The 26,814-nt window shown below is 67.2% G+C and carries 29 protein-coding genes; 10 read left to right on the top strand and 19 right to left on the bottom strand.

What is annotated here, in order from left to right; translation table 11 throughout:
• Window positions 1–47: 47 nt before the first annotated feature.
• The 4 genes from ACZYY4_RS06325 to ACZYY4_RS06310 form a co-directional block, all read right to left on the bottom strand.
• Complete coding sequence (locus ACZYY4_RS06325; protein WP_463808737.1) at window positions 48–1,535, bottom strand: sensor histidine kinase; 1,488 nt, start codon at window positions 1,533–1,535, stop codon at window positions 48–50.
• A 29-nt stretch (window positions 1,536–1,564) separates the two neighbouring features.
• A complete protein-coding gene (locus ACZYY4_RS06320) occupies window positions 1,565–1,780 on the bottom strand; it encodes a biotin/lipoyl-binding carrier protein (RefSeq protein WP_085081772.1) in 216 nt (71 codons plus the stop codon).
• Window positions 1,781–1,940: 160 nt separating this feature from the next.
• Entirely contained in the window at window positions 1,941–3,365 is a 1,425-nt protein-coding gene (locus ACZYY4_RS06315; RefSeq protein WP_463808736.1) for an RNA-guided endonuclease InsQ/TnpB family protein, read from the bottom strand.
• Between the two features lie 53 nt (window positions 3,366–3,418).
• Entirely contained in the window at window positions 3,419–3,655 is a 237-nt protein-coding gene (locus ACZYY4_RS06310; protein ID WP_463809002.1) for a hypothetical protein, read from the bottom strand.
• Between ACZYY4_RS06310 and ACZYY4_RS06305 the strand changes: the two genes are divergently transcribed.
• The 3 genes from ACZYY4_RS06305 (at window position 3,609) to ACZYY4_RS06295 (ending at window position 4,893) form a co-directional block, all read left to right on the top strand.
• Window positions 3,609–3,977, top strand: coding sequence for a transposase (locus tag ACZYY4_RS06305; protein ID WP_463808983.1), 369 nt, complete (start codon window positions 3,609–3,611; stop codon window positions 3,975–3,977). The genes ACZYY4_RS06310 and ACZYY4_RS06305 overlap by 47 nt on opposite strands.
• Window positions 3,978–4,327: 350 nt before the next feature.
• The gene (locus ACZYY4_RS06300) at window positions 4,328–4,696 is read left to right on the top strand and encodes a hypothetical protein (protein WP_463808734.1); all 369 of its coding nucleotides are present in this window, start codon (window positions 4,328–4,330) and stop codon (window positions 4,694–4,696) included.
• A gap of 122 nt (window positions 4,697–4,818) precedes the next feature.
• The gene (locus tag ACZYY4_RS06295) at window positions 4,819–4,893 is read left to right on the top strand and encodes a 50S ribosomal protein bL37 (RefSeq protein ID WP_011728008.1); all 75 of its coding nucleotides are present in this window, start codon (window positions 4,819–4,821) and stop codon (window positions 4,891–4,893) included.
• Between the two features lie 92 nt (window positions 4,894–4,985).
• On the opposite strand, the gene rsrA is transcribed toward ACZYY4_RS06295, so the two are convergent.
• The gene (gene rsrA, locus ACZYY4_RS06290; RefSeq protein ID WP_463808733.1) at window positions 4,986–5,282 is read right to left on the bottom strand and encodes a mycothiol system anti-sigma-R factor; all 297 of its coding nucleotides are present in this window, start codon (window positions 5,280–5,282) and stop codon (window positions 4,986–4,988) included.
• A complete protein-coding gene (locus ACZYY4_RS06285) occupies window positions 5,279–5,935 on the bottom strand; it encodes a sigma-70 family RNA polymerase sigma factor (RefSeq protein WP_463808732.1) in 657 nt (218 codons plus the stop codon). The genes rsrA and ACZYY4_RS06285 overlap by 4 nt, the downstream gene beginning before the upstream one ends.
• Before the next feature lie 199 nt (window positions 5,936–6,134).
• On the opposite strand from ACZYY4_RS06285, the gene ACZYY4_RS06280 reads away from it, so the two are divergent.
• Window positions 6,135–6,644 (top strand): YbaK/EbsC family protein, encoded by a 510-nt coding sequence (locus ACZYY4_RS06280; protein ID WP_463808730.1) that lies wholly within the window; start codon window positions 6,135–6,137, stop codon window positions 6,642–6,644.
• Between the two features lie 40 nt (window positions 6,645–6,684).
• Here the strand turns inward: ACZYY4_RS06280 and ACZYY4_RS06275 are convergent, their stop codons facing one another.
• The 7 genes from ACZYY4_RS06275 to ACZYY4_RS06245 all read right to left on the bottom strand — a co-directional run bounded on the left by ACZYY4_RS06275 (window position 6,685) and on the right by ACZYY4_RS06245 (window position 11,749).
• Window positions 6,685–7,137 (bottom strand): anti-sigma factor antagonist, encoded by a 453-nt coding sequence (locus tag ACZYY4_RS06275; protein ID WP_463808728.1) that lies wholly within the window; start codon window positions 7,135–7,137, stop codon window positions 6,685–6,687.
• 277 nt (window positions 7,138–7,414) lie between these two features.
• Window positions 7,415–7,588, bottom strand: coding sequence for a CsbD family protein (locus tag ACZYY4_RS06270; RefSeq protein WP_463808727.1), 174 nt, complete (start codon window positions 7,586–7,588; stop codon window positions 7,415–7,417).
• A gap of 100 nt (window positions 7,589–7,688) precedes the next feature.
• Window positions 7,689–8,324: a TetR/AcrR family transcriptional regulator gene (locus ACZYY4_RS06265; protein WP_463808982.1), complete on the bottom strand. Its 636-nt coding sequence runs from the start codon at window positions 8,322–8,324 to the stop codon at window positions 7,689–7,691.
• Window positions 8,325–8,567: 243 nt separating this feature from the next.
• Complete coding sequence (gene catC, locus ACZYY4_RS06260) at window positions 8,568–8,858, bottom strand: muconolactone Delta-isomerase (protein WP_463808726.1); 291 nt, start codon at window positions 8,856–8,858, stop codon at window positions 8,568–8,570.
• A gap of 7 nt (window positions 8,859–8,865) precedes the next feature.
• Window positions 8,866–9,726, bottom strand: coding sequence for a catechol 1,2-dioxygenase (catA, locus tag ACZYY4_RS06255; RefSeq protein ID WP_463808724.1), 861 nt, complete (start codon window positions 9,724–9,726; stop codon window positions 8,866–8,868).
• Window positions 9,727–9,746: 20 nt separating this feature from the next.
• Window positions 9,747–10,850, bottom strand: coding sequence for a mandelate racemase/muconate lactonizing enzyme family protein (locus tag ACZYY4_RS06250; protein WP_463808722.1), 1,104 nt, complete (start codon window positions 10,848–10,850; stop codon window positions 9,747–9,749).
• Complete coding sequence (locus tag ACZYY4_RS06245; RefSeq protein ID WP_463808721.1) at window positions 10,847–11,749, bottom strand: LysR substrate-binding domain-containing protein; 903 nt, start codon at window positions 11,747–11,749, stop codon at window positions 10,847–10,849. The genes ACZYY4_RS06250 and ACZYY4_RS06245 overlap by 4 nt, the downstream gene beginning before the upstream one ends.
• A gap of 221 nt (window positions 11,750–11,970) precedes the next feature.
• Here ACZYY4_RS06245 and ACZYY4_RS06240 point away from each other — a divergent pair, with 221 nt between their 5' ends.
• The 4 genes from ACZYY4_RS06240 to ACZYY4_RS06225 all read left to right on the top strand — a co-directional run bounded on the left by ACZYY4_RS06240 (window position 11,971) and on the right by ACZYY4_RS06225 (window position 19,448).
• Window positions 11,971–13,395, top strand: coding sequence for a Rieske 2Fe-2S domain-containing protein (locus ACZYY4_RS06240; RefSeq protein ID WP_463808720.1), 1,425 nt, complete (start codon window positions 11,971–11,973; stop codon window positions 13,393–13,395).
• Window positions 13,396–13,410: 15 nt separating this feature from the next.
• Window positions 13,411–13,950, top strand: coding sequence for a benzoate 1,2-dioxygenase small subunit (gene benB, locus ACZYY4_RS06235; protein WP_463808718.1), 540 nt, complete (start codon window positions 13,411–13,413; stop codon window positions 13,948–13,950).
• Window positions 13,951–13,961: 11 nt separating this feature from the next.
• A complete protein-coding gene (benC, locus tag ACZYY4_RS06230; RefSeq protein WP_463808716.1) occupies window positions 13,962–16,748 on the top strand; it encodes a benzoate 1,2-dioxygenase electron transfer component BenC in 2,787 nt (928 codons plus the stop codon).
• Between the two features lie 72 nt (window positions 16,749–16,820).
• Complete coding sequence (locus ACZYY4_RS06225; protein ID WP_463808714.1) at window positions 16,821–19,448, top strand: helix-turn-helix transcriptional regulator; 2,628 nt, start codon at window positions 16,821–16,823, stop codon at window positions 19,446–19,448.
• A gap of 52 nt (window positions 19,449–19,500) precedes the next feature.
• Here ACZYY4_RS06225 and ACZYY4_RS06220 read toward each other — a convergent pair whose 3' ends face one another.
• Genes ACZYY4_RS06220 through ACZYY4_RS06205 form a run of 4 tightly spaced genes read right to left on the bottom strand, consistent with a single transcriptional unit; the run spans window position 19,501 to window position 21,953 of the window.
• Window positions 19,501–20,166 carry a CoA transferase subunit B gene (locus tag ACZYY4_RS06220; RefSeq protein ID WP_463808713.1) on the bottom strand — a complete coding sequence of 222 codons (666 nt, stop codon included), beginning with the start codon at window positions 20,164–20,166 and terminating at the stop codon, window positions 19,501–19,503.
• Window positions 20,163–20,996: a CoA transferase subunit A gene (locus ACZYY4_RS06215; protein WP_463808712.1), complete on the bottom strand. Its 834-nt coding sequence runs from the start codon at window positions 20,994–20,996 to the stop codon at window positions 20,163–20,165. Before ACZYY4_RS06215 ends, ACZYY4_RS06220 begins: the two co-directional genes overlap by 4 nt.
• A 49-nt stretch (window positions 20,997–21,045) precedes the next feature.
• A complete protein-coding gene (gene pcaD / locus ACZYY4_RS06210) occupies window positions 21,046–21,816 on the bottom strand; it encodes a 3-oxoadipate enol-lactonase (RefSeq protein WP_463808710.1) in 771 nt (256 codons plus the stop codon).
• Window positions 21,813–21,953 carry a hypothetical protein gene (locus ACZYY4_RS06205; RefSeq protein WP_463808709.1) on the bottom strand — a complete coding sequence of 47 codons (141 nt, stop codon included), beginning with the start codon at window positions 21,951–21,953 and terminating at the stop codon, window positions 21,813–21,815. Before ACZYY4_RS06205 ends, pcaD begins: the two co-directional genes overlap by 4 nt.
• A gap of 280 nt (window positions 21,954–22,233) precedes the next feature.
• On the opposite strand from ACZYY4_RS06205, the gene ACZYY4_RS06200 reads away from it, so the two are divergent.
• The gene (locus ACZYY4_RS06200) at window positions 22,234–23,094 is read left to right on the top strand and encodes an SDR family oxidoreductase (protein ID WP_463808707.1); all 861 of its coding nucleotides are present in this window, start codon (window positions 22,234–22,236) and stop codon (window positions 23,092–23,094) included.
• Here the strand turns inward: ACZYY4_RS06200 and ACZYY4_RS06195 are convergent.
• Together ACZYY4_RS06195 and ACZYY4_RS06190 are read right to left on the bottom strand one after the other, a co-directional pair.
• Window positions 23,066–24,511, bottom strand: coding sequence for a HAMP domain-containing sensor histidine kinase (locus ACZYY4_RS06195; RefSeq protein WP_463808705.1), 1,446 nt, complete (start codon window positions 24,509–24,511; stop codon window positions 23,066–23,068). The two genes, ACZYY4_RS06200 and ACZYY4_RS06195, sit on opposite strands and share 29 nt — an antisense overlap.
• The gene (locus ACZYY4_RS06190; protein ID WP_463808981.1) at window positions 24,508–25,251 is read right to left on the bottom strand and encodes a response regulator transcription factor; all 744 of its coding nucleotides are present in this window, start codon (window positions 25,249–25,251) and stop codon (window positions 24,508–24,510) included. Before ACZYY4_RS06190 ends, ACZYY4_RS06195 begins: the two co-directional genes overlap by 4 nt.
• A 206-nt stretch (window positions 25,252–25,457) precedes the next feature.
• On the opposite strand from ACZYY4_RS06190, the gene ACZYY4_RS06185 reads away from it, so the two are divergent.
• Window positions 25,458–26,813, top strand: coding sequence for a PPE family protein, SVP subgroup (locus ACZYY4_RS06185; protein ID WP_463808703.1), 1,356 nt, complete (start codon window positions 25,458–25,460; stop codon window positions 26,811–26,813).
• Window position 26,814 lies beyond the last annotated feature (1 nt).

Genomic DNA, 26,814 nt, shown 5'->3' with positions numbered 1-26,814 from the left:
GACGCGGCTCCGACCTGGTCGGGGCCGCGTCGTTTTGTGTCGGGCTCTCACAGCGCCTGACGGGTCCGCCGGCTTCCGACCGGAATTCGTAGCACCATCTCGGTCCCACCCCCCGGGGCGTCGCGCGCGGTCAGCGAGCCGTTGAGCTCCGCCGACACCAGGGTGTTGACGATCTGCAGGCCGAGCCGGTCTGAGGTCTCCAAACTGAACTCGGCAGGCAGGCCGTGGCCGTCGTCGTGCACCACCACGTCGAGCCAGCGCGCCGATCGTTCGGCGCGGATCGTCACACCGCGCCGATCCGCGCCCGCGTCGAAGGCGTGCTCGATCGCGTTCTGCACCAGTTCGGTGATCACCATGGTCAAAGCGGTCGCCCGGTCAGCGTCGAGCGCTCCCAGCGTTCCGGTGCGCGCCACCCGGATCGGAGTGTCCACGCTGGCGACGTCGTTCATCATCGGCAGGATCCGGTCGATCACCTCGTCGAGATTCACCACCTCGTCGACCGACATCGACAGCGCTTCGTGCACCACCGCGATCGATGACACCCGCCGCACCGATTCCAGTAGCGCCTCGCGTCCTTCGGTGCTGGTGGTGCGGCGCGCCTGCAGGCGCAGCAGCGCCGCGACCGTCTGCAGGTTGTTCTTCACCCGGTGATGGATCTCGCGGATCGTGGCGTCCTTGGACAGCAGTGCACGGTCCCGGCGCTTCACTTCGGTGACATCGCGAACCAGCACGGCGGCCCCGGCGGGCCGGCCGTGCACGATCAGCGGCAGGGTACGCAGCAGCACCACCGCGCCGGCCGCGTCGACCTCGAACCGCATGCTGGATCCGCCGGCCAGCGAGTCGCGGACGTGCTCGGCCAGCTCATGCGCCTCGAAGGAGTCCGAGATCAGCGGCCGGGTGACGGCCACCAGGTCGTGTCCGGCGAGCTCGGCGGCCAGCCCCATCCGGTGGTAGGCCGACAGCGCGTTCGGGCTGGCGTAGGTGACCGTGCCGTCGACGCCCAGCCGGATGAATCCGTCGCCGACGCGCGGGCTCGAGCGCGACACCGCGATGTCGCCGACGTCGGGGAAGGTGCCCTCCGAGAGCATGTGCACCAGATCCGCCGCGCAGTCCAGGTAAGCGGCTTCCAGCCGGCTGGATTCGCGCCGGCCCGTCAGCGCGGTTTGGTGGGTCAGCACGGCCACCACCCGGTCGCCGTGACGGACCGGGACGGCCTCCATATTGCGTTGCCCGGCAATACCTTCCCGCCCGATCACGCCCGATTCGAATGCCCCTACAACCAGCGGCATCCACTCCGCGACGGCAACGGTGCCGACGGCATCGCTGAGCAGCACCGTGGCAGCGGTGTTGGGCCGGCACTGGGCGACGCACACGAGCGCGCCACTGGCATCGGAGTCGCGGCGCACCCACATCAGGTAGTCGGCGAACGACAGGTCCGCCAACAGTTGCCACTCCCCGACCACCGCATGCAGGTGATCCACCGCGTTGCCCGGCAAGACGGTGTGTTCGGCAAGCAGGTCACCGAGGGTGGACATGGGTCATGTCATCCCGTGGGGCGCTGCGATCAGCCGATCACGGCAATGAGGTCGCCGGCCTGGATGACGTCTCCGACCTTCACCGCGACCTTGCTGACGGTGCCAGCGGTCTCGGCGAGCACCGGGATCTCCATCTTCATCGACTCCAGCAGCACCACGGTGTCGCCCTCGTTGATCTGTTCGCCCTCGTGGACCACGACTTCGAGCACGCTGGCCACGATCTCCGCGCGGACGTCCTCGGCCATCTTCACCTCGTTCATCACCCAGTCGACGATTCCCTGATCCCCAAAATCCTTGGTGTTATCGAACCACAGCCCTGCCTCGCCGTTGAGCAGGGCGCACGCTTAAAGCGTGTCGAACAACTGTGCTAGGTGTTCGACACCGCCCTTCTCGGGCGTCGTGAGTTCAGGCCGCTGGTGCGGTGTGAACTTCGGTTCCCGCGTCATTCGGGCTGGTTTCACCGGCACACGCAGGGTGCTGGTCAGCGCCGTCCCGTCGGCGGGCGTTGGTGGCCCGGCCTCCTGCTTGGGGGTCCGGGGATCGTGGGTGGTCGTGATGGTTTTGGCCCCAGCGGGCCAGGTTCGTCGCCGCGTTGGTGTCACGATCGAGGCGATGGCCGCCTGCGCAGACGAACACCCTATCGGCCAGGCTCAGATCGGTGCGTCGATCACCGCAGATCGAGCAGAGCTGGCTGGAGGGATACCACCGGTCGGCGACCGTGACTCGGCCGTGCCGCCATGCCTGCTTGTAGTGCAGTTGGCGGGCGAACTCGGCCCAGCCGGCATCGGATATCGCGCGAGCCAGCCGGTGGTTGGCCAGCATCCCAGCTACATGCAGGTCCTCGATGACGAGCCGGTGGTGAGTCTTGACCAGCTGGTTGGAGACCTGGTGTGCGAAATGTCGGCGCACGTTGGCGACGAAGTGATGATGCCGGGCCAGCCGGGCGGCGGCATCACGGCGGTTGTGTGATCCTTTCTTCTTGCGGGACAACGATTTCGCCAACCGACGCTGGGTGGCCATGCCGGCGGCGAGTGCTTTGGGTGCGTCGATGATCCGAGCGACCTCGGTACCGTCGCTGGTGGCGCAGACCAAAAATGCCGACAGGCCCCGGTCTATGCCCACCCAGCCGGCATCCTCGTTCGGGTGGTGCTGGCGGTGGGGGTGCAGTTCGGCGGCTTCAACGTTGAGTGACACCCACCAGCGCCCCCCACGATGGGTAATGGTGGCGAACAGGATTTTCGCCCGACTCTTGGCGAGCATGCGCCGCAACCGGCGGGTGTCGTCGTGCACCGCGATGACACCGATACCGGGCAACGTCACCGAGCGGGGGCGATCCCCGTCACCGACGCGGATCGCCGGTTTGCCACCCTTGGGGTGCTTGTTACGCAACCGGAACGACGGCACCACACCGGATTTCTTCTTGAACTTGGGAAAGCCGACCCGTTTGCCTTTGCGTTTGCCCGATCGCGACTCCGACCACGCGGTGAGTCCTTTACCGCAATCCACAGCGGCTTCCTCGAACACCTGCTGACACACCTGGGTGCGCCACGCTAAGCCGGTCACGACCCGCTCGGCCCTACCACGGATATCGACGGTGAACACCCGCCCGGCGTCCTCGGTTTTCTTCCACGCGTTGAACGTGTTAATAAGGTCAAAGCCTGTCCACGCAACCACGATCTGCGGATCGGCGCGCCGCGCGCTCAGAGCGGTTTTGACGATGCGCAGGCACTGATTGAACGCGAACCGCGACGCACCCGCATGCCGCGCCAGCACCTCGTACTGCCCAACCGTCGGGTCGAGACAGAACTTGAACGTAGTGTGCCGGCTCATCATCGATGATGCTGCCACCGCCCACCGACAACACCCTGACATGCGATAACGTGTCAGGCCACTCGATCAGCATCGTCGGTCATGTGACCTCGAACTGCCACGGCGACGGCCTGCCGCTGGTGTCGCACCCAAACCTGGGCCAAAGTGCTCACCGCGGTACGCGGCGAGGTCCGCACCCGCACCGCCCGCCGACCAAACCCCTCGGCAGCGGTCGTCGATTCCTCGTCGGTCAAACCATCTGCGGTGTCGGGACCCCGCAGCTTGGACGGCGCCACAAAGGTCGACGGCATCAAAGGCCACATCCTCGTCGACAGCGCAGGCATGCTGGTCGCCGCGGTCATCACCGCAGCTCATGTGCAAGACCGGGCCGCCTTCCCCGAACTGCTACGCCAAGCGAAACAGATCGACCCACCATCGCCCACGTCTGACTCGACAAGGGCTACACCGGCGCCACGGTCGCTGAAGCCGCCCAGCGCGCCGGTGTCAGCATCGATATCGTGTCCGGACCCAAACCCGCAAGCCGGTGCCGAGTCCAGCCACGCCGCTGGATTGTCGAACGCACCAAACGGTGGATCAACCACTGCCACCGACTCGACCGCCATCACGAAGTAACCCTCGTCGCCCACGAAGGCTTTCTGATCCTCAGCCAAATCGCCCTGCTACTCCGCCCACTCGACCCAAGCCAGTTGTTCGACACGCTTTAGCGACGGGACCTCAGTGTGCACCCCGCACACCGATTAAGGGATCTCCAAGACAAGTAAGCGGATCTAGAGAGTTCGATCCGTGACCGTGTCGTGTTTCTGCTGTGACAATTTCATAGCACCGTTACTCCAGTGTTTCGAACGCGTGACGTATTCGTCGTGACGCGGGGGACGAATCGAAATCGAACTGAGGAGTGCACGTTGTCTGTGAACCGTTTCGCGAGCCCACGAGTCCGCTTACCGCTGGTGTGCGCCAGCGCAATGACGCTAGCCACGCTGGGATTCGGCGTCGCGTCCGCCAAAGCCGCCCCGGCACTGGTCGACGACCCGATGCCGATTCCGGCCGCGATCGGCGCCCCGGCACTGCCCGGCGTTCCCGGACCCGCAGCGGGCGGCCAGGCCGCAGGCGTGAACGCCGCCAACTCCTTCCTGCAGGCGCTCAACGGCATGCTGAACCGTGTGGTGCCCGGGGTCGGCTCGATCATGCCCAGCGACGTCAGTTCGCTGACTCCGCCCGGTGCAGGCGTCCCCGGGGCTCCCGCGCTCGAGACTCCGCCGGTGCCGGGTGCTCCCGCAGCCGCTGCCGCCCCCGTGCCGCAGACCCTGGCGGGAGCGCGGACGTTTCAGTGAGCGTGAGACGCGACGCTGAGCGGACCCACGTGGCGCGTGGCGGGGCGGCAAGCCCCGCCACCGCGTCACAGCTGGTCGTATGAAAGACTGTCCAGCCGGAACACCTGCTAGGAGGGTCGAACATGGCAAAGCGTGGCCGCAAGAAGCGCGATCGCAAGCACAGCAAAGCCAACCACGGCAAGCGACCCAACGCTTAGAACGCTGATCGCAAGCCCGGCCGGAGGCTGGGTGCAGCGGGTCAGCGTCACCGGCCCCAGCTGATCGCAAGCCCGGCCGGGAGCAGCCGCACCTAGCCTTCGCGGTGGACGATCGTGGTGCGGCTGATCTCCAGCCGGACCCGCTCGTAGAGCTGTTGCGGCGCCTTGTCGCCACTGCATTTGCGAGCGATCAAGGTTTTGATCCGTTCCTCGACTCCGTAGTGTCGCAGGCAGCCGGGGCATGCTTCGAGGTGCTGGCGCAGCTTGGCCTTGGTCTCGGCTGTACATTCGCCGTCCAACAGCGTCCATACCTCGGCGATGACCTCAGAACAGTCTGCGGCCGGCCCGTCGGGACCCGGCGTGGCGCAACCGTCGGTGTACTCGGTCACGACGACACCTCCTCGGATGCCTGGCCATCACGGATGAACCCGCGGTCGCGGGCCACATCGGCCAACAGACTGCGCAACTGGCGCCTGCCGCGGTGCAGGCGCGACATCACCGTGCCGATCGGCGTATCCATGATCTCGGCGATCTCCTTGTACGGGAACCCTTCGACGTCGGCGTAGTACACCGCCATCCGGAATTCTTCGGGAAGCTGTTGCAAGGCCTCTTTGATCTCGGTGTCCGGCAGCAACTCCAGTGCCTCGACTTCCGCCGAGCGCAGGCCGGTCGAGCTGTGCTCGGCGGTGGCCGCCAGCTGCCAGTCGGTGATCTCCTCGGTCGGGTATTCGGCGGGCTTGCGCTGCTTCTTGCGGTAGCTGTTGATGTAGGTGTTGGTCAGGATGCGGTAGAGCCAGGCCTTGAGGTTGGTGCCCTCCCGAAATGATCGGAACCCGGCGTAGGCCTTGACCATCGTTTCCTGCAGCAGATCCTCGGCGTCGGCGGGATTGCGCGTCATTCGCAGCGCACCGCCGTAGAGCTGATCGAGCATCGGGATCGCGTCGCGCTCGAAGCGCGCCGTCAGCTGCTGGTCGGTCTCATCGGAACGAACAGGGGTCTTCGTTTCGGTCCCGGTATCGGTCGCACCTTCACCCTCAGGCATCTCGATCGTCGCAGTCCCTTCTGTCGCGGTGCCCACGCTCGGCCCAGCCAATGGCTCGATTTCCAACAGACCTATCGCCGTTGACACCCGGACTCCTTCCCGATCCTAGGACCGTGACCGACAGTTGCGCGCAATGACCGCACACTGCCTTGCTCAACAGCGTCGGCTACGGCGCTATTTCCCGTCGTATTCTGGCTCGGTGAGTCGCGCGGCAACCCCGGCCATCGCCGCGCTTGTCGCCGCGCAGGTGCCCCACGAGGTGCTGCGTTACCGCCACGAGCCGGACCAGCGCTCGTTCGGAGCCGAGGCCGTCGAGCGACTCGCCACCGCGGGGCCGTCCGGTGTGCGGCCCGAGCAGATCTTCAAGACGCTGATCGTGGAACTCTCCGGGGCGGTGCCGCACGCCTTGGCGGTCGCGGTTCTACCGGTGCCCGCGACGCTGTCGTTGAAGGCCGCCGCCGCCGCGCTCGGCGCGTCCAGGGCGGTGATGGCCGACCCGGCGGTCGCACAACGGGCGACGGGTTACGTACTGGGTGGGATCTCGCCGTTCGGCCAGCGCAGGGCGCTTCCGACGGTGGTGGACGCCTCAGCAACGGGTTTCGAGAAGGTGTTGTGCAGCGCGGGACAACGCGGCTGCGACGTGGCGGTGGCGCCGGCGGATCTGATTCGACTCACCGATGCGGTCATCGCTGACATTCGGGCCCGCTGAGCGCCGGGTCGCGCTCCCCCGGTCGCCTCCACCGGCACCGTCAGGCGCTGGATCCCTCGACCGGTCCCGGGTCTTCACGCGGTGCGTCACTGAGCGCCTCGTCGATGGTCGTGCAGAACGACAACTCACCGTCGAGGCCGGTCGCGTTCACGACCCGGCCTGCGATGGGTTGACTGCTCACCAGGCGGAGGCTGATACCCCGGCGGCGACACCTGGTCGATTCCTCGCCCAGCACCGCGAACGCGCAGGCTCCCATGAACTCGACTCCGCTGGTGTCGACGATCAGCGGACCCCGGCCTTCAGTGATCGCTGCGGCCTCGGCCACCAGTCGCCGCCAGACGTCCACGTTGGATGCATCGACACTGCCGCCGGCAAAGACCAGCAGCGCTGAGCCGGTGCGCTCCAAAACGACGCGCACCTCGGTGTCGGGACGAGCCGCCACGGAGGCCAGGGCCGCGCCGGGTCGGACGGGACGATCCGTGGCAGTCACCATCGCACCTGCCCCTACCTTCCTTGTCCGACCCGACGACCCCTCGAGGCCCAGCCATGCCGAACAGCGACCGAGTTTACGGCGTAAACCGAACAGCATACGGATGAAGCTACGCCAGTCTGTTTACGTTGTAAACCCCCGGTGGGCGGAGACAAGTCCGAGGGCCATCAGCGCACCCGACCAGGCGCGCCGGCCGGCCGGTGACGACCAGTCTCGGGGCCGCCCGGAACGCGACGCGCCCCGTCCGAATCAACATCGGACGGGGCGCGTCTGGAGTAGTTCAGTCCTTGAAGGCGTCTTTGACGTTCTCGCCGGCCTTCTTCAGGCTGGACTTGCCCTGGTCGGCTTTGCCCTCGTTCCTGAGGTCGTCATTGCCGGTGGCCTTGCCGGCGGCCTCCTTGGCTTTGCCCGCAACATCCTGCGCGGCGTTTTTGGCCTTATCCGTCAGTCCCATCGTGAAGCTCCTCCCTCATGCGTGCATGCGTCCTGGCCTTGCGACACGCAACATACCCACTTCGTTTACAACGTAAACCCGTGGTTCGGAGTCAGCTGCCTCAGTGGCGGGCGAACAGTAGTTCAAGCCGGTCCAGCATGGCTTCCAGCGCCTCTTCGAACTCGGTGCCGCTGTGATCTTCCGACAACATCGGCTGCAGCCGCTGCAAGTGCGGATAACTCGTCAGGTCACGTGCGGGACGGCCGCTGTCCTCGAGCAGGGCTTCTTCGGGGTGTAGGACAGCGCCGCGTGCCGACACTTCCAACAGCAGGTGCCCGATCAGGAACGTGGTGTAGGCCCGGTAGGCAACCACCGCGGCGCTGTCATCGAAGCCGTAGGTGATCAGCGTGTCGAGGAAGCTCTCCATCCAGCGCAGGCTGCGCAGCGGCGGGCGAACCCACGGCGCTTCGGGGGCTTGGGTGGCGACCAGCGGAAAAACCTCCGGGTGATCGAGGGCGATCTGGCGCACTCCGTGCGCGAGGCGCATCAGGTAGTCCTGCCAGCCGTCTTCTTGTCGCCGTGCGGCGAGTTGGTCGGCGTAGAGCCGGGCGACGATGTGGTCGACGACACCGGTGAGCAGGTCGCCGCGGCTGTGCACGTAGCGATAGAGCGCCATCGCCTCGACTCCGCAGGCCGTTCCCAGCCGACGCATGGTCAACTTCGACAGGCCGTGGCGGTCGATGAAGTCGATGGCCATCTCCAGGATCGCGTCGCGGCTCAACTGCGTCACCGGTCGCAGACCGTCGACGATGTCGGCCCCGTCAGCTCGAACCGGCCGCTGAGCACCACGATCGCCGGCATCCACCCTGATCACCCTTTTCACAGCATCGACGGCACGACTCCGGTAGCGATCATCGGCGATCTACTTCGCGCGCCGACCGTTAGTTTACGTCGTAAGCTCGCCACGATATGTCGAAAGCGTTCACAGTCCTGCCACCGACTACCGGGGTGCCGCTTTCACGTCACTGGGATGGGTCGCCAATGGCGTCACCCGGATATCCATGTAGGCGAACAGCGGGAGACCCGAAAGGATTTCGTGCAGTTCGTCATTCGACGCGACATCGAAGATCGAGATGTTCGAGTACTCCCCGACGATCCGCCAGATGTGCGGCCACCTGCCGGAGCGCTGCAGGTCCTGTGAGTACGCCTTTTCCCGGGCCACGATCTCGGCACGGTCTCGTGGGTCGAGGTCATGCGGAATCCGCACATCCATCCGTACGTGAAACAGCATGGCGGCCTCAGTCCTGCACCGGGTCGAGGACGAAGTTGTACGTCACCGCGTAGCTGCCGTCCGGCTGCGCCTTGGGGTCGAGCATCAGTTCCGGCTTCACCGCGGAGGCGACGTCGTCGGCGTTGTGCGGGTCGCCGGGGAAGTACAGCTGACCGGTGACCAGCTCATGGCCGGGCGCTGACACCTTGAAGTGCACGTGCGCCGGGCGCCAGGCGTGCCAGCCGGCCGCCGCGATGAGTTGCCCGCAGGCACCGTCGGTGGGGATCATGTACGGCTTCGGCTTGATCGTGGTGATCACGAACTTGCCGTCCGGACCGGTCGAGACACTGCCCCGCAGGTTCCACACCGGCAGGCCGGGCGCGTACTGCGAGTAGAGGCCGTCGTCGTCGGCGTGCCAGACTTCGAGCTTCCCTGCCACCGGGGAGCCGTCGAGGGATGTGATGGTGCCTTCCCAGACCAGCGGGTCACCCTTTTCGTCGTCTCGCATCGGCAAGGTGGCGTTCGGGCCCAGCTCGGGGGCGTTGGGCACGTAGTAGGGGCCCTCGATGGTGCCCTTGTTGCCCTTGCGGTGCGCGGTGGTCTCTTCCTCGAGCGCGTGCTCCACCCACACATCCAGGAAGAGCGGCCATTCGCCGTCGTGGCCGACCTTGATCAGCCAGGCTTTGAGCGCGTTGTACTCGGGGTAGGTGACCTGGTGCTTGTGCACGATCGCGTGCACTGCCTCGAGCACCTCGCGGGCCAGCATGTCGACCCGTTCCTTCGGGGTGTCCTTGACGGCATCGAAAGATCCCTTGTCGAGGGCGAACCGATCGCTCGCCGCATTACCGGAAGCAGCGGCCGTGGGCTGCGGCGCATCCAAAGTGGTCATGACTTCTTCTCCTCGGTTACTCAGCGGTCGTCGCGGTAGCGGGCCAGCTTCTCGGGGTCGACCTCCACGCCGAGGCCGTTCCCCGGCGGCACGTGCAGGACGCCGTCGCGAATCTGCAGCGGCTCGGCGAGCAGGTCGTCGCTCATGTCAAGGAAGTTGGAGAGCTCGCCGGCGCGACGCGCGGTGAGCTGATAGGCCGCCCCGAAGGCCACCGCGCAGGCGGTGCCGAGCTGCCCGTCAATCTGGTTGCCCAGCACCACTTCCAGCCCGAGTCCCTCGGCCAGGTGGTGCACCCGCTGCGAACCCGTGAAGCCGGTTCGCGCGGTCTTGATGGAGATGGCGGTCGCCGACCCGCCGAGGACCTCCCGAGTCACGTCCGCCGGCGTCGGGACCGATTCGTCGGCGATGAACGGAACATCGAGGTGACTGACCAGCCACCGCCGTCCGAGCACGTCATCGGCCGGGCACAATTCCTCGGCGAACAGCAGATCCAGGTCGGCCATCTCCTTCATCGCCCGCAGCGACTCCGACGGCGTCCAGCCGCGGTTTCCGTCGACATAGAGCTCGATTCCGTCACCGAACCGTTCGCGCAGCGCCCGAACCACCGCGGTGTCCAGCGAGATCGGGAGGCGCCCCACCTTCACCTTGAAGGTGGTGATGCCGTAGGTGTCGCGCATCCGTTCGGCTTCAGCGACCATCACCGCGGGTTCGTCGAACCCGAGCATGTGGCTGACCCGCATCCGGTCGATGAACCCACCGAGCAATTCGTGGACCGGCAGCCCCAGCGTTCGGCCGAGCGCATCCCAGATCGCCATGTCCACCGCGGCTTTGGCGGTCGGGTTGCCGACTGTGCGAGCGAGCCGGGTGCCGACCGTCTCGCGCTCCAGCAGTGTCAGCCCGATGAGTTGCGGGGCGAAAATCTGCTCTATCACCGCGATGATGCCGGCCTGAGTCTCGCCATAGGTGAAGGGCCGCGGCGGTGCCTCCGCGACGCCGATAATCCCGTCGTCGGTGTGCACCCGCACCAGCACGTGTTGCGCGACGTGCACCTCGCCGGAGGCGAACTTCAGCGGCTTGGAATAGCTGATGGAAAATGGAATAGCTTCCAGTGCAGTGATTTTCATCGGACACCCTCTGGTTCCAGTACGGGGAAGGCGGCCTGGACCACGGCCCGGACGGCACCGACGACCGGGGAGTCGTCACCACTGCGCCAGGCCAGCGCCAATTCGATGGTCCCGGCATCGAGCAGATCGCGGAATACCACGCCTTCCAACGGCAACCGTCGCGCGGAGTCCGGCACCACCGCAACCCCGAGCCCGGCGGCAACCAGCGCCAAGAGCACCGCGGTGCTCGGAGCCTGATGTTCGCGGTGCGGCACGAAGCCGGCGTTTCGGCAGGCCCGCAGCACCGCATCGTTAACGGCCGATTCCCGGCTCTGGTAAACGACGAACTGTTCGTTGCGCAGATCCGACAGGGAGACCACCGGTTCCACCGCGAGCCGGTGGTCAACCGATACCGCCAAAGCCAGCGGTTCGACGGCGATGGTTCCCAACGCCAACCCCTCACCGACGGCGGGGGGCCGCAGTACTCCCAGATCCAGTGCGCCGGAACGCAATGCGTCGCAGTGCGCGGGGGTGAGCAGGTCTGCCTGAATCTCGAGGTCGACGCCGGGCAACTCGGCCTGAACCATGCGAGCGATCCGCGGCAGGTGCGACAGCGCGGCGGTTCCGGTCAGGCCCAGCCGAATCCGGCCACTGCGCCCCGCGGCGACCCGCCGCACGCCGCGTACCGCATCGTCCACGTCCCCGAGGATCCGAGCCGCCTCGTCCTGGAGGTATTCACCGGCAGGGGTGAGCGAGACCTGCCTGGTGGTTCGGTTGAACAGCGTGGTCTTCAACTCCGCCTCCAGCTGTCGGATCGCATAGGACAGGGCGGGCTGCGCAACGTGCAGCCGCTCGGCGGCCTGGCCGAAATGACAGGTCTGGGCCACCGCGGCGAAATAACGTAGGTGACGTAGCTCCATGGGCGTTCTCTCGCACTCGCTCGTTTTTCTGCATCGGTCCGGGAGTCACCCGGCGACATACCTCAGCGTATGACCGCGATCCATACCGAACAAGGACATATTTTCCCTCGATTGATCGTGAATTTTCATTAATCTCTGCCCGGCCCAGGACTAGGCATTTAGCTGGTGTGACGATCACCACCCGGTGCGAGGGTTGAGGAACCAACCCCTTGGAGGCACCCATGACCGCACCTAGCACCAGCAAGCTGGATCGTCTGGCGAGCGTTCTCGACGACGCGGTGATCGAGGATTCCGAAGCCGGCATCTACCGGGTCAACCGTCGGATCTTTACTGACCCCGAGATCTTCGAGCTGGAGATGAAGCACATCTTCGAGGGCAACTGGATCTACCTGGCGCACGAGAGCCAGATCCCCAACCCCGGGGACTATTTCACCACCGACATCGGCCGCAGCCCGGTGGTGATCACCCGCGACAAGGACGGTCAGCTGCACTGCCTGATCAACGCCTGCGCCCACCGCGGGGCACTGCTGTGCCGGCGTAAGACCGACAACCGGATGACGTTCACCTGCCCGTTCCACGGCTGGACCTTCCGCAATGACGGCAGCCTGCTCAAGGTCAAATTGCCCGAGGGCGCGGGATACCCGCCGGGCTTCGACACCAACGGATCACACGACATGACCAAGGTCGCACGCTTCGAGAACTACCGCGGCTTCCTGTTCGGCAGTCTCAACCCGGACGTGACGCCGCTTGCCGAATACCTCGGCGACGCGACCAAGGTGATCGATCTGCTCGTCGACCAGTCTCCGGAGGGGTTGGAGGTGCTGCGGGGCACCTCCACCTACACCCTGCACGCCAACTGGAAGGTCCAGATCGAGAACGGCGCCGACGGCTACCACGTGACCTCGGTGCACTGGAACTACGCTGCCACCACCTCTCGGCGCACCACCGGCGACTCCGCCTATGAGACCAAGGTGCTCGACGCGTCCAAGTGGGCCGAGGAAGGCGGCGGCTACTGGGCGTTTCCCAACGGCCACATGTGCCTGTGGACCCAGGCGGCCAACCCGGAAGATCGGCCGCTCTACAGCGAGATCGACCGATTGCGGGCCGCACACGGAAAAGCCAAGGGCGAGTTCATGGTCGCCGGCTCCCGCAACTTGTGCCTCTATCCGAACGTCTACCTGATGGACCAGTTCTCTACGCAGATCCGCCGCATCCGCCCGATCTCGGCCGACCGGACCGACATCACCATCTACTGCATCGCACCCAAGGGCGAGAGCCCCCGGGCCCGCGCCAACCGGATCCGCCAGTACGAGGACTTCTTCAACGCCACCGGCATGGCCACCCCCGACGACCTGGAGGAGTTCCGCTCGGTCCAGACCGGCTTCCATGCCGAGCCCGCGCCGTGGAACGACGTCAGCCGCGGCGCCGAACACTGGATCTCCGGACCGGACGCCGTCGCCGAGTCGCTCGACATGCACAACGTCATCTCATCGGGGGTCAAGGCCGAGGACGAAGGCTTATTCGTTGTGCAAGACCAGTATTGGCTGGAGGCCATGCGAGACGCCCTGACCAAGGAGCGGGCCGGCGAACAGGCCCGGGCGGCGGCCCACACCGGCGGCACCCACCGGACCACCTGCGGGCACTGAACGAAGGCATTGATGATGACCCTCACCGAAAACACTCAGTCCGACAACACCACGACCGGCGCCAAGCACATCACCCAGAACGCCATCGAAGCGTTCCTCTATCGCGAGGCGCGGTACCTCGATGACCGCGAGTTCGAGAAATGGCTGGAGTGCTACGGCGACGATGTGGTGTTCTGGATGCCGGCCTGGGATGTCGACGACCGGCTCACCGAGGACCCCCAGACCGAAGTCTCGCTGATGTACTACCCCAACAAGGGCGGCCTGCACGACCGGGTCTTCCGGATCCGCACCGAGCGTTCCTCGGCGACTTCACTTCCCGACCCGCGCACCAGCCACAACATCAGCAATGTAGAGGTGATCGAACGCCGCGGCGATGTGGTCGACATCCGCTTCAACTGGCACACCATGTACTACCGCTACGAGGAGGTCGACCCGTACTACGGGACGTCGTTCTACACCATCGACTTCTCCGGGGAACAGCCGCTGATCCGGCGAAAGACAGTGGTGCTCAAGAACGACTACATCGACCACGTCGTGGACATCTACCACATCTGAGGAACCCCGCTATGACCGTCACATCGCACCCCCAAACACCGGTGGACACCGCGAGCCCGGCGCCTGCGCACCAGGTGGCGCTCGGGTTCGAAGACGGTGTCACCCGGTTCGTCAGCTGCGCCGAAGACCAGACGATCGCCAGCGCGTCCTACCGTCAGCGGGTCAACATCCCGGTGGACTGCCTCGACGGCGTGTGTGGCACCTGCAAAGCGTTCTGCGAGTCCGGGACCTACGATCGCGGCAGTTACCTGCCCGACGCACTCACCGAGGACGAGGCGGCGGCCGGCTACTGCCTGCCCTGCGTCATGAAACCGCGCTCGAACATTGTCCTGCAGATCCGCAGCACCTCCGAGGTCGCCAAAACGCAGGCCACCTCTTATTCGGGCACGCTGGTCGAACTCAAGCGACTGTCGGCGACCACAGTGCTGATGGGGCTGGAGATTGCGCACCGGGCGGAACTGGCCTTTCTGCCGGGCCAGTACGCCAACATCGCTGTACCGGGTGCGTCGGCGACCGAGAAGGTGACCCGGTCGTATTCGTTCAGCAATGCCCCCAACGACGAGCGGCTGACGTTTCTGGTGAAGCTGACCCCCGGTGGGGTGATGTCGGCCTACCTGACCGACCGGGCCGCGGTCGGCGATCAGATCGAGTTCACCGGACCGCACGGGTCGTTCTTCCTGCGCGAGACCGACCGTCCGGTGCTGTTGCTGGCCGGTGGCACCGGTCTGGCGCCGGTGCTGGCGATTCTGCGCAAACTCCGCGACGACGGCAGCCGGCGCCGAGCCCACCTGATCTACGGCGTCAGCAGCGACGAGGACCTGGTGGCGCTCGACGCGCTCGCCGAAGTCGCCACCGGGCTGCCGGGTTTCAGCTGGGATTACTGTGTGTCCGACCCGAACAGTTCGGCACCCAACCGGGGGCCGCACAAGGCCCACGTGATGAGCCTGATCGCACCCGAACACCTCTACGACGGTGACGTCGCCACCTACGTGTGCGGTCCTCCCCCGATGGTCGAGGCGGTGCGCAAGCACCTCACCGACGCGCACGTCGCGCTGACCGGGTTCTACTACGAGAAGTTCGCTCTGGCGGTGCCCGGCGGCACCGCGCCTGCCACCCCGGCGGAGACCGACGAGCACGCAGCACCGGCCACGCCGGCAGCTGCGGCCGCGCCGGTCGCACCGGTCGCACCGGTCGCACCGGTCGAAGATCTGCTCCCGGCCGCCGACGCCCGGGCCGTCATCGGCCAGGTCATGCTGCCCGCCGCGCAGATCGTGCCGACGCCGGATGCGAAAGTGGCCACCGCAGAAGGCGATATCGCCCGTCGCGTCCTCGGCCAGCTGCTCACCCCGGCCGACCCCGATGGCGGTACCGCTACTCCCATCGATATCGATGAGGGCGGCCTGCTGGTTGCGGCCGGCGAGGCCCGGTCCGTCATCGGCCAGGAGATGTTCCCGTCCGCCGAACCTGTCGCCGTCACCCCACCGGCTGCCCAGTCGGCGACGGTTGCCCCGGACGGCTACCAGATCGGCGAGGAGCACCCCGCGGTGCACGAATCCGACGCCCTGTTCGAGGCCCGCGAAGCCCTCGAACTGGGCGCAGTGGAGCTGACCTTGGGGCGGCTGACCAGCCAGCAGCTCACCGGCTATCGGCTGTTGGCGGAGTCGACGATGCCCTACGTCGACGGTGACCGGCTGGTGGATGCCACCCAGTACACCGAGACCAATGCGGCCTTCCACGAGTATCTGTTCACCCTGACCGGCAACGACCACCTGCTGCGGGCCTACCAAGCACTCGGGGTCAAGGGCCGAATGGGCGAGGTGCTGCGCAACGCCACCTGGTGCCACCCGCTGTGCGCCCAGGACCACGTCGACATCGTCGCCGCGTTCGAGGCCGGCGACCGCACCGGCGCCCGCGGCCTGATCTCCGCCCACGCCGACCGGGCCAAGCAGACCATGCGGCGTGCCATGGCCGACGCGCTCGCGGTGCGGCGGCCGCGCTTCGTCACGCCCGGCCGCTTCGACGGCAAAGTCGTGGTTGTCACCGGTTCCGCGCAGGGCATCGGCGAGCGCATCGCCCGTCGGATCAACGCCGAGGGCGGGACGCTGGTCCTTGCCGACCGCTCCCAGTTGGTCGTCGACCTGGCCCGGGAACTCGCCGACGGGCCGGTCGCCGGCGATCCACAGACCCTGGCCGTCACCGTTGACCTGGAGCAGCCAGAGGGAGCGAGTTCGCTGGTTCAGCAAGCGCTTTCGCGGTTCGGCCATATCGACGTACTGATCAATAATGTGGGCGGGGCGATCAACTTCAAGCCGTTCACCGAATTCAGCGGGGCCGAGATCCGCGCGGAGGTGGACCGTTCACTGCTCACCACGCTGTTCGCGTGCCGTGCCGCACTGCCGTCGATGGTGGCTCGCGGGCAGGGCGTGATCGTCAACGTCTCGTCGGCGGCCACCCGTGGGGTCAACCGGATTCCGTATTCTGCGGCCAAGGGCGGCATCAACGCGATCACCGCGTCGCTGGCGATGGAGTACGCCGATGCCGGCATCCGGGTCTGTGCCACCGCGCCTGGCGGCACGCAGGCCCCACCGCGCCGGATCTCGCGTGGCACACCGGAACCCGTCAGTGATACCGAGCGCGCCTGGTTCCAGACCCACATCGATCAGACCATCGACTCGTCGCTGCTCAAGCGCTACGGGACCCTCGATGAGCAGGCCGCCGCGATCTGCTTCCTGGCCTCTGACGAGGCGTCATACATCACCGGCACGGTGCTGCCGGTCGCCGGCGGCGATCAGGGCTGAGCGGCGGCCGGCCGCGTCGCCGACTGCAGTGTCCCGCCGTGGTCTAGCGAAATACCTGCTTTACTTCTAACAATGGTCCCTGCGGTGTGCATCGGGCGTGATCAGCAGCTGGCCGAACTCGCCGGACGCGTCGGCGCCGTCGCGACCGGCGGCGCCGCGATGGTGTGTGTTGTCGGCCCGGTCGGAATCGGCAAGACCACGCTGCTACGTCACCTCGCCGAGGTCCACCACGGTCCGACCTACCGGGCGCAGGCCATGGAATGGGAGACCGGCACACCGGCAGGGGTACTGCATCAACTGCTGCAGGACTCGCCGCCGATCGACCCGGTTGCCGCCGCGGCTTGGCTGGTCGACCGCGTCACCGGTGACGGCCCGGCGCTGATCATGGTCGACGACGCCGAATATGCCGACCCGATCTCGTTACAGGCGCTCAGCACCGCCGTTCGCCACCATCGCGGGGCGTCACTGCTGGTGCTGCTCGCGCAGACGACACCGACTCCCCTGCTGACCGGGCTGAACACCGACGAGATGCGCCTGGGCGGGCTGGATTCCGCGGCGGTGGCCGAACTGGCCCGGCTGCGCGGCGGAGTGCTGCATCCGGTGATGGCCGAACTTCTGACCCGCCACACCGGCGGCAATCCGCGTGACGTGCTCGCCCTGCTCGACGAACTTCCGGCGTCGGTATGGACCCATCCGGACACCCCGCTGCCCGCCCCGGCGCACATCACCGCCGACGTGCGCGCCCGGCTGGACCGTTGCGCCCGCGAGACCCGCCACCTCATCGAAGCTCTGGCGATTCTCTCGACGGACGAATCACTGGACGCCGCAGCACAGTTGGCCGGATCAGACGATCCGCTCAAAGCGATCGACGACGGCGTCGCGGCCGGCCTGATCACCGTGACGGCAGAACACCGGCCACACCTGAAGGATTCGCTGACCACTGCGGCCGTCATCGAGATCATGGGTGTCCGCGCAATCGCCGCGGCGAACCGCCGGGCCGCGCAGATCGTGGTCGATCCCGCCCGCCGGCTGCGCCACCTGGTCGCCGCCACGCCGACCACCGAGCCACGATTGGCCGACCGGGTCGAAGAACTGGCTCACGCCCAGGCCGCTTCCGGAGCATGGGCCGAGGCGGCGAGGCTGTTCCGTGATGCCAGTCGGCTCACCGCCGATCCACTACTGCGCGACGAGCGGTTCACCCGATCGGTGGACGCGCTGGTGGCGGCCGGCGACTGCGCGGGGGCGGCCGCGCTGGTTCCGGTGGTGGAGAGCATGCGCGAGACCCCGCTTCGCAACGCTGTGCTGGCCTATCTGGCCATACTTCGTGGCCGGGCGGCCGAGGCCGAGGTCCGGCTGCGCCGGGCCTCTGACATCGTCAACGCCGACCGTGACCCGGCGACGGCGGCCCTGATCGCCCAGCGTTACGTGCTGAACTCACTGATGCGTTGCCGCGGGGAGGAACTCGTCGGCTGGGCGGATCGTGCGATAGCACTTGCCGGCGACGAGTCGCCCGCCGGTATCGAAGCTGCCGCCATCCGCGGGTTGGGGTTGGCGGCGTCGGGACGATCACGCGAAGCCGCCGCCGCCTACGACGACCTCGACGTGCGCATCGGCTACGGCGCGCAGGCTCAACGCGTCAAAATGGGACGCGGCTGGCTTCAGCTGAGCATGGACGACATCGACGGGGCCCGCAGCAACCTGGAGAGCGCAGTGGCGATGGCGGAGCTGGGCGGTTCAGCGCGAATCACGCTGTGGGCGATTGCCTGGCTGGCGCGGGTGCAGTTCACCGTCGGCGACTGGGACCGGGCGTTGCACAGCGCCCGACAAGGCCGCGAGCTGGCTGCCAGCACGGGCATCGTGCTGGTCACCCCGCTGCTGGCGTGGACCGAGGCTCAGGTACATGCCCTGCGAGGGTCTTGGCAGGCCGCCGCGGCGGCGGTTTCGGCGGCGGACGCGGCCACCGGCGACTACGAACTGATGCGACTGCCCGCGCTCATCGCGCGGGCAATGACCGCCGAAGCCGAAGCCGACCACGCCACCGTACGGCGGGTGCTCGAACCATTGACCAGGGCGTCGTGGGACCCCGCGCTGCACCAGCCGGCATTGTGGCCGTGGGTCGACGTGCTGGCCGGTGCGCTGGTCAGCGACGGGCAACTCGATGCTGCCGATGCGCTGCTGCGGTCGCACGAGCCGTATTCCGCTGAGCACCGATCCGCGAAGGCACGGCAATGCAGCGCACGCGGCAGGCTGCTCGGGGCGGCGGGCGATCTCGCCGCAGCACGGCGGTCCTTCGACGAAGCCCTTACCTTGTTGGACGGTCTGCCCTTGCGTTACGACCTGGCCCGAGTCAACTTCGCCTACGGGCAGACGCTGCGCCGCGCCGGCAAGCGGCGCGACGCCGACACCGTCATCAGCGCCGCGCGGGAGTTGTATCTGTCTTTGGGCGCGCGCACTTTCATGGATCGGTGTGACCGTGAGCTCAAAGCCGGCGGGGTACACCAGCTGCGCGGACCGCGCCGATACACCGAACTGACCCCGCAAGAGGAGTCGGTGGCATCCCTTGTGGCCCAAGGCCACTCAAATCGTGAGGTGGCCGCCGAGCTCTACATCTCACCGAAGACCGTGCAGTACCACCTGACCCGGATCTACACCAAACTCGGAGTGCGGTCCCGATCCGAGCTTGCGGCGCTGCGCCGCTGACCTACCCTGCATCAGTCCCGACGCGTCCAGATCGACGTCCGTGGCCACGAGATCAACCCCCGACGCCGGCCGGTTGATCTGCAATCCCGCGAGCACGCACCGGCGCTCCGGTCTTGGCCACCACCTCGTCGTAGTCCACCCCGGGAGCCAACTCCACCAACGCGAAACCGTCCCCGGCGACGTCGAGCACCCCCAGGTCGGTGATCACCCGGCTGACCACGCCGCGGCCGGTCAAGGGCAGGTCGCAGGCGGCGACCAGCTTGGCAGCACCGGTCTTGGTGGTGTGATCCATCAAGACAATCACCCGGCGCACGCCGCTGACCAGATCCATCGCTCCGCCCATGCCTTTGACCATGGCGCCCGGCACCATCCAGTTGGCCAGGTCGCCGTTGGCCGCGACCTGCATGCCGCCCAGCACGGCCACATCGACATGGCCGCCACGGATCATCGCGAAACTGGTCGCGGAGTCGAAATACGATGCCCCGGGCAATACGGTGACGGCCTGCTTCCCGGCGTTGATCAGGTCCGGGTCGACTTCGTGGTCGTAGGGAAAGGGCCCGACGCCGAGGATGCCGTTCTCGGCGTGGAGCGTGATGGCCGAATCTTCGGGCAGGTAACCGGGAATCAGCGTGGGCAGCCCGATGCCGAGGTTGACGTAGTCACCGTCGTGCAGTTCCCGGGCCGCCCGGGCGGCCATCTGATCGCGGCTCCAGCTCATCGCGTCGCCTCCTGCTCTCGTGCCTGATTGCCCGCCTCCTCAGCGGGCTCGTGCCTCGCCCGCATCGTCACCGGCCGGGTGGTGCGTTTCTCGATGTCTTTGCGCGCGGCCTGCTCTGGGGTGAGTGCCAGGATTCGCTTGACGAAGATTCCCGGCAGGTGAACCGCGTCGGGGTGCAGTTCCCCGACCTCGACGACCCGCTCGGCTTCGACGATCGTGATCTGACCGGACATTGCCGCCGGCGGGTTGAAATTGCGTGCCGCCGCATGGAATTGACAGTTGCCGGCCTTGTCTGCAACCGCGGCGCGCACCAACGCATAGTCAGTGACGATGCCTTCCTCGAGCACCATTTCGGTCCCGCGGAAGGTCCGTACCTCTTTGGGCGGCGAGGCGATGGCGATACTTCCGTCAGGGTGATACCGCCAGGGCAGGCCCCCGTCGGCGACGGCGGTCCCGACCCCGGTGGGGGTGAAGAAGGCGCCGATGCCGCTGCCGCCGGCGCGCATCCGTTCGGCCAGGGTGCCCTGCGGGGTGAGTTCCACTGTCAGTTCACCACTGAGGTATTGGCGGGCGAACTCCTTATTCTCTCCGACGTAGGAGGCGACAACTCGACTGATTCGCCGCGCGTCGAGCAGCAGGCCCAGCCCTGCGCCGTCGACACCGCAGTTGTTGGACACGATGGTCAGGTCCGTCGCACCCTGCTCGAGTAGCGCGTCGATGAGAAACCAGGGGATGCCGGCCAGCCCGAAGCCGCCGACGGCCAGGCTGGCGGCGTCCGGTATGTCAGCGACCGCCGCGGCGGCCGAGTCAACCACCTTGTTCAGTGCCATTTGCGCCTCTCCTCCTCGTCGCTGCGCTCCGCATCGTCGGCGGCGCGTCTCACGATTGCTCCAGGTGTTCGATCAGGGCCGGGGTGATGATGTCGGGCCGTTCGGCGTTGGCCAGGTGCGCGGCGTGCGGAACGACCAGTAGCCGGCCGTCTTTGACGCCGGCGGCGATCTCGTCGAGCTTGGCCGGCGGGGTGGCCGGGTCGTCGGCACCGGCGATCGCCAACGTCGGCGCGGTGATGGACGCCAGGCCGTCGCGTACGTCCAGGGTGGCGATCGCCTCGCAGCACCCGGCGTAGCCCTGCGCGGGTGTCGCCGCCACCATCGCCTCGCTCTCGTCGCGCACATCCGGTTGCACGGCAAGGTATTCCGGGGTGAACCAGCGCTGCACGACTGATGCGGCCACAGCGCCGGCGCCCTGGGATCGCACCGTTGCCGCCCGCTCGACCCAGGCTTCGGCCGGTGGCAGGTGCGCCGCCGTGCACAGCAGCGCCAGCCGATCGACCCGTTCGGGGTTGCGGGCCGCGAGTCGCATCGCGGTCATCCCGCCCAGCGACAGTCCGACCAGGTGTGCCCGTTCGATCCCGAGGCGGTCCAGCAATGCGACCACGTCGTCGGCCAGGTCGTCGATCGTGTAGGGCCCGGCCGGAACCGGGGATTGGCCGTGCCCGCGAGTGTCGTAGCGCACCAGCCGGAATCGCCGCTCCAGTTCGGCCAGCTGCGCACCCCACATTCGGTGGGTGGAGCCCAGTGAGTTGGACAGCACCACGACCGGACCGGTTTCGCGGCCGGTGACCAGAGCATGCACCGCGACCGCGCTCATCGCGCGGCCTCGAAAACCGCGGCGAGATCGGGCTGGCAGATAACGATGCCGGCGGAAGTGGTCACCTTTTCAACAGTAATGACCAGTATTGATATTTTGAAATACCAATATTTCTTTGATTGATAGATCAAATTCATCAATCTCAGGGTCGTTCCTCGTCTCCCGGTGCCATTCCGCGGTGGCGGCCGTATTCTCCGCGCTGGACTTGGCCGTCTCGGCCCGAGCTGACGATCTAGGCAACATCGAGCGCCGAGTTCTCCTCACTGTCGTGGCTCGCCCCTACCGCAGATGAGGCCCGCGCCGGTATCGAGCGGCTCGTAGAAGAGTGGGGGTCACAGTGACCGACCGCCACCCCCACCCAACTGACCCCGGCTATCCGGCGATAACTCCGATCATCGGCGGCATAGGCTGATCAGCATGGCAAATCCAGGACCTCTTTCAGGCAAGACCATGTTCATCTCGGGTGCCAGCCGCGGTATCGGCCTGGCCATCGCCAAACGGGCAGCCGCCGACGGCGCCAACATCGCGCTGATCGCCAAAACCGCCGAACCGCACCCCAAACTGGACGGCACCGTCTACACCGCCGCCGCCGAGATCGAAAAAGCCGGCGGGCAGGCGCTGCCGATCGTCGGCGATATCCGCGACGGCGATTCGGTGGCAGGTGCTGTCGCGGCGGCAGTCGAGCGGTTCGGCGGGATCGACATCTGCGTCAACAACGCTTCGGCGATCAATCTCGGGTCGATTCTCGAGGTGCCGCTGAAGCGCTTCGACCTGATGAACGGCATCGAGGTGCGCGGCACTTACGCGGTGTCGCAGGCCTGCATCCCGCACATGATCGGCCGGGAGAACCCGCACATCCTCACCTTGTCGCCGCCGATCCGTCTCGAATCGAAGTGGCTCAAGCCGACCGCCTACATGATGGCCAAATTCGGGATGACGTTGTGCGCGTTGGGCATGGCCGAAGAGCTGCGCTCGCACGGGATCGCCTCCAACACGCTGTGGCCGCGCACCCTGATCGCCACCGCCGCGGTGCAGAACCTGCTCGGCGGCGACGAAGCGATGGCCCGGGCCCGCACGCCCGATGTGTACGCCGACGCCGCCTACGCCATCCTGACCCGACCGGCCACCTCCTACACCGGCAACTCGGTGCTCTGCGAGGACGTGCTGCTGGAATCCGGCGTCACCGATCTGTCGGTCTATGACTGCGTTCCCGGCGGGGACCTGGGCGTGGACCTGTGGGTGGACACCGTCAATCCGCCGGGCTACGTGCAGCCGTGATCTCGGCGGCGACCGGGATGACCAGCCGGAAACAGGCGCCGCCGTCGTGGGGAACGCAGGTCAGCTGACCGCCGTGCGCGTCGGCCAGCGCACGCGCGATCGGCAGCCCGAGCCCGGCGCCGCCGTGGTCTCGGCCGCGGGCACTGTCCAAGCGCACCAGCCGGTCGAAGATGCGCTCGGCGTCCTCGGCGCGGATGCCGATCCCGGTGTCGGCAACGGTCAATTCGGCGGTGCTTCCGGCGCGCCTCACGTCGACGGTGATGTGCCCGCCGGGCGGGGTGTAGCGCCGGGAGTTGTCCAGCAGATTCGACAAGATCTGCGCCAGCCGGGTCGGATCCGCGCGAATCGCCAGGCTGTCCAGGCCGGTGCGGGCCGGGTGCAGTTGTGGGGCCAGTAAAGCCGCCCGGTCGAGCTGGGTGTCGACGATCCCGATCAGGTCGATGTCTTTGAGCTCCAGTGGCAGGCCGGCGTCGATGTAGCTCAGGTCCAGCATGTCGGTGACCAACCGGGTGGCCCGCCGGGCCTCGGTGAGCAGCATCGTGGCGCGGCGGTGCTGACGGAGCACTTCGGGTTCGACTGAATCCTCGTCGATGTTCTGGCCGAGACCCTGACCGACACCCTGACCGACATTGCCGGCGATCTGCTCGGCGGCCGCCTGAATCCCGGCGATCGGGGTGCGCAACTCGTGGGCGGCATCGGCCAGAAAACGCCGGACCGCCGCTTCCGCGCGCCGAGCCCCTTCCGCGGCCCGTTGCGCGCGCTTCTCGGAATCCTCCAACTCATCGAGCATGTCGTCGAAAGCGCTTGCCGCACGGCCGAGTTCGGTCTTCGGCCGGTCGGGGCGCAGGCGCCGGCCCCGGTCACCGGTGGTGATGTCACGTGCCAGATCGGTGAGCCGATCCAGCGGTGCGAGCATGGCCCGGCTCACCCCGGCCAACAGAACCGCCGCGACGAGCAGAATCCCGAGCCCGGCGCCGATCATCAGGCGCCGCAATCGGCTCAGCGTCTCGGCGGCTTCGGTGGTGTCGGCGACCAGGATCACCCGTCCGCCGTAGGCCAGGGGATGCACCAGGACCGTCGCGGTCTCGTCGGGTTCCAGCGGCGGGGGCGCCATTCTCGATCCGGTGGTCGCGTCGGGTTCGATGGCAGGGTCGCCGAAACTGGACCCGTCCGCGGCGACGACGAGTGCGCTGATGATGCCGCCGTTGAGTTGATCCGCCAGTTGTTCAGGGGAAATATTCAGTGCCACCAGGGAATCCGCCCGATCGGTGGCCAACGACAGTCGCTCGTGCAGGCTGCGATTCTCCAGTGCGGTCAAGGTGGCGTTGATCACCAACCCCATGGTCAGCATCAACACCGCGAGCAGCGCCAGCACCATCACCGTCAAACGTCGGCGCAGCGACGGTGTGGCGGTCATGAGGCTGACAGTTGCAGCCGGTACCCGATCCCGCGCACGGTGTGCAGGATCCGCGGTCCGTGCGACTCCAGCTTCTGGCGCAACCCACTGATGTGGACCTGAACCAGGTTGGGGTCATAGGCCTCATACCCCCACACCGCGTTGAGGATCTGGGCGCTGCTGACGATGCGGCCACGCTGTTCCACGAGGTAGACCAGCACCCGCAGCTCGGTGGCGGTCAGGCCCAGCGGGGTTCCCGAACGCGAAGCCACCCCGGCGTCGACGTCGACCATCAGGTCGCCGAACTGCACCGCCGCCGGCAGCCGGCCCCGCCGGCGCAGCACCGCACCGACCCGCGATACCAGTTCGGCGAGTTCGAACGGCTTCACCACGTAGTCGTCGGCGCCACCGTCGAGTCCTCGCAGCCGGTCCGGCAGGCCATCGCGCGCGGTGAGCAGCACCACTCCGACCTCGCCCCAGCGCAGGATCACATCCATCAGGGCAAATCCGTCGCGTCCCGGCAGCATCACATCGAGCACCACCAGATCCGGCCGGAACCCGTCCAGCACCTCCTCCAGCCCGCTGCCGTCGGGCTGGGCTTCGGCCAGATAGCCGGCGTCGGCCAGCGCCTCGCTGACCATCTCGCGGATCGTCTCGGAATCCTCTACCACCAGCACCCGAGGAGTCCCCACACTGAAGGTCTCGGCGCCACGCGCTGAGGGATTGCCGCCTCGCCGTTCGGCGGACCGCGAATCGGCCATGTCCATTGATAACACCACCGGGCCCGGATGGGGAGCACCCACCGGCGGAGTTTTCGTCCACCGCCGGATTCTTCAGGTTCACTTCAAGTTCACCGTTTAACGTCGCCATGACTCGGACAGTGGTGCGCCCAGCGGCCGTCAACCGACGCAAACCGGGGGGACTCAGGAGAAATCATGACGCCGACCGCTAACAGAACTGTCTAGCAATGGATTTCGCAATGCTGCCGCCGGAGGTCAACTCGGCCCGGATGTACTCCGGAGCCGGCGCCGGGCCGCTGTTGTCTGCCGCTACCGCTTGGAACGCTCTGGCCGCCGAACTGAACAGCGCGGGCCTGGCCTACGACTCGGTGATCGACGAGTTGTCCAGCGGCTGGGTCGGGCCCAGCTCCGCCGCAATGGCCGCCGCCGCCACACCGTACGCCCAGTGGATGCACGCCACCGCGGCCCAGGCCGAGCACGCCGCCGCCCAGGCCAGAACCGCCGCCGCGGCCTATGACTCGGCGTTCGCGATGACCGTGCCGCCACCGGTCGTCACCGCCAACCGCAGCCAGCTGATGAGCCTGCTTGCCACCAACTACCTGGGCCAGAACACCGCCGCCATCGCGGCCACCGACGCCCAGTACTACGAGATGTGGGCTCAGGACGCCACCGCCATGTACGGCTACGCCACCGGCTCCGCCGCCGCCAGCACCTTCGCCCCGTTCACCCAACCGCCACCGACCACCAACCCCGCCGCAGCGACGAACCAGGCGGGTGCCGTCGGGCAGGCGACAGCCACCGCGGCAGGCAACCAGGCCAATACCGCGGCCTCCGCGATCACCCAGGCCCTGCAGGGCCTGGCATCGCCGGGCTCGGCGGCGGCCGGAACGAATGCGTCCCTGCTCAGTTCGGTCGGGTCGGCGGCGGCGCTGGAGCCGGGCTTGGCGGCGTCGTACGCGGCGCTGGCGGCGAGCCTGTTCGGCACCTTCGTCATCGACTCGGCCGGCACCTTCGGCGTCGACGCGGCAGGCTCTTTCGGTATCGACCTGATCGGGATCGGCGAAATCGAGAGCGAATTGCTGCCGGAGATGGCGCTGGCCAGTGCGGTGACGCCGGTGAGCGCCGAGATGGGCGAAGCCGCCACGCTCAGCGGGTTGTCGGTACCGCAGGCGTGGGCCACCGCAGCCCCAACAACGGTGATCCAGCAGATCGGCGGCGCATTGCCGACTGCCGCCGAGGGCGCCATCCCCACCACGGCCGCCGGGGCCACCGCGCTGCCGATGGCTGCGATGGCCGCCGCCGGTCTGGCCGGCCGCGCCACCGCCGGCGTCGGCCGGGGCCGCGGCGCCACCGCGACTTCCAAAGCGACCTCCAAAGCGACCTCCAAAGGAACCGCGAAGCCGACGCCGCGCCCCATGGTCAAGCAACGTGACCAGAAGCCCGAGGCGCCGCCGGTGCGACCGCTGAACGGACCGATCACGCGGATCTCCGGCGAGCTGCGGGAGCTGGCCGACCTCCGCGACGCCGGAATCCTCACCGAAGAGGAGTTCGCCGAGGAGAAGCGGCGCCTCCTCGGCCGGTAAC

This window comes from Mycobacterium sp. IDUB_21, from assembly GCF_055419425.1.
Note: the sequence above shows the minus strand (reverse complement) of the source record. Positions and strands in the feature narration are given on the sequence as shown.

Bases quoted from the DNA above. Each gene is read 5' to 3' on its own strand.
- pcaD (WP_463808710.1), bottom strand. From the start codon at position 21,816: ATGAGCGCGGTCGCGGTGCATGCTCTGGTCACCGGCCGCGAAACCGGT.
- ACZYY4_RS06315 (WP_463808736.1), bottom strand. From the start codon at position 3,365: ATGAGCCGGCACACTACGTTCAAGTTCTGTCTCGACCCGACGGTTGGG.
- ACZYY4_RS06310 (WP_463809002.1), bottom strand. From the start codon at position 3,655: ATGCCGTCGACCTTTGTGGCGCCGTCCAAGCTGCGGGGTCCCGACACC.
- ACZYY4_RS06270 (WP_463808727.1), bottom strand. From the start codon at position 7,588: ATGGGACTGACGGATAAGGCCAAAAACGCCGCGCAGGATGTTGCGGGC.
- ACZYY4_RS06220 (WP_463808713.1), bottom strand. From the start codon at position 20,166: ATGAGCTGGAGCCGCGATCAGATGGCCGCCCGGGCGGCCCGGGAACTG.
- benB (WP_463808718.1), top strand. From the start codon at position 13,411: ATGACCCTCACCGAAAACACTCAGTCCGACAACACCACGACCGGCGCC.
- ACZYY4_RS06205 (WP_463808709.1), bottom strand. From the start codon at position 21,953: ATGAATTTGATCTATCAATCAAAGAAATATTGGTATTTCAAAATATCA.
- catA (WP_463808724.1), bottom strand. From the start codon at position 9,726: ATGACCACTTTGGATGCGCCGCAGCCCACGGCCGCTGCTTCCGGTAAT.
- ACZYY4_RS06225 (WP_463808714.1), top strand. From the start codon at position 16,821: ATGGTCCCTGCGGTGTGCATCGGGCGTGATCAGCAGCTGGCCGAACTC.
- ACZYY4_RS06285 (WP_463808732.1), bottom strand. From the start codon at position 5,935: ATGCCTGAGGGTGAAGGTGCGACCGATACCGGGACCGAAACGAAGACC.
- benC (WP_463808716.1), top strand. From the start codon at position 13,962: ATGACCGTCACATCGCACCCCCAAACACCGGTGGACACCGCGAGCCCG.
- ACZYY4_RS06265 (WP_463808982.1), bottom strand. From the start codon at position 8,324: ATGGCCATCGACTTCATCGACCGCCACGGCCTGTCGAAGTTGACCATG.
- ACZYY4_RS06190 (WP_463808981.1), bottom strand. From the start codon at position 25,251: ATGGCCGATTCGCGGTCCGCCGAACGGCGAGGCGGCAATCCCTCAGCG.
- catC (WP_463808726.1), bottom strand. From the start codon at position 8,858: ATGCTGTTTCACGTACGGATGGATGTGCGGATTCCGCATGACCTCGAC.
- ACZYY4_RS06195 (WP_463808705.1), bottom strand. From the start codon at position 24,511: ATGACCGCCACACCGTCGCTGCGCCGACGTTTGACGGTGATGGTGCTG.
- ACZYY4_RS06200 (WP_463808707.1), top strand. From the start codon at position 22,234: ATGGCAAATCCAGGACCTCTTTCAGGCAAGACCATGTTCATCTCGGGT.
- ACZYY4_RS06245 (WP_463808721.1), bottom strand. From the start codon at position 11,749: ATGGAGCTACGTCACCTACGTTATTTCGCCGCGGTGGCCCAGACCTGT.
- ACZYY4_RS06215 (WP_463808712.1), bottom strand. From the start codon at position 20,996: ATGGCACTGAACAAGGTGGTTGACTCGGCCGCCGCGGCGGTCGCTGAC.
- ACZYY4_RS06325 (WP_463808737.1), bottom strand. From the start codon at position 1,535: ATGTCCACCCTCGGTGACCTGCTTGCCGAACACACCGTCTTGCCGGGC.
- ACZYY4_RS06250 (WP_463808722.1), bottom strand. From the start codon at position 10,850: ATGAAAATCACTGCACTGGAAGCTATTCCATTTTCCATCAGCTATTCC.
- ACZYY4_RS06300 (WP_463808734.1), top strand. From the start codon at position 4,328: ATGACGCTAGCCACGCTGGGATTCGGCGTCGCGTCCGCCAAAGCCGCC.
- ACZYY4_RS06240 (WP_463808720.1), top strand. From the start codon at position 11,971: ATGACCGCACCTAGCACCAGCAAGCTGGATCGTCTGGCGAGCGTTCTC.
- ACZYY4_RS06320 (WP_085081772.1), bottom strand. From the start codon at position 1,780: ATGGCCGAGGACGTCCGCGCGGAGATCGTGGCCAGCGTGCTCGAAGTC.
- ACZYY4_RS06275 (WP_463808728.1), bottom strand. From the start codon at position 7,137: ATGGTGACTGCCACGGATCGTCCCGTCCGACCCGGCGCGGCCCTGGCC.
- ACZYY4_RS06185 (WP_463808703.1), top strand. From the start codon at position 25,458: ATGGATTTCGCAATGCTGCCGCCGGAGGTCAACTCGGCCCGGATGTAC.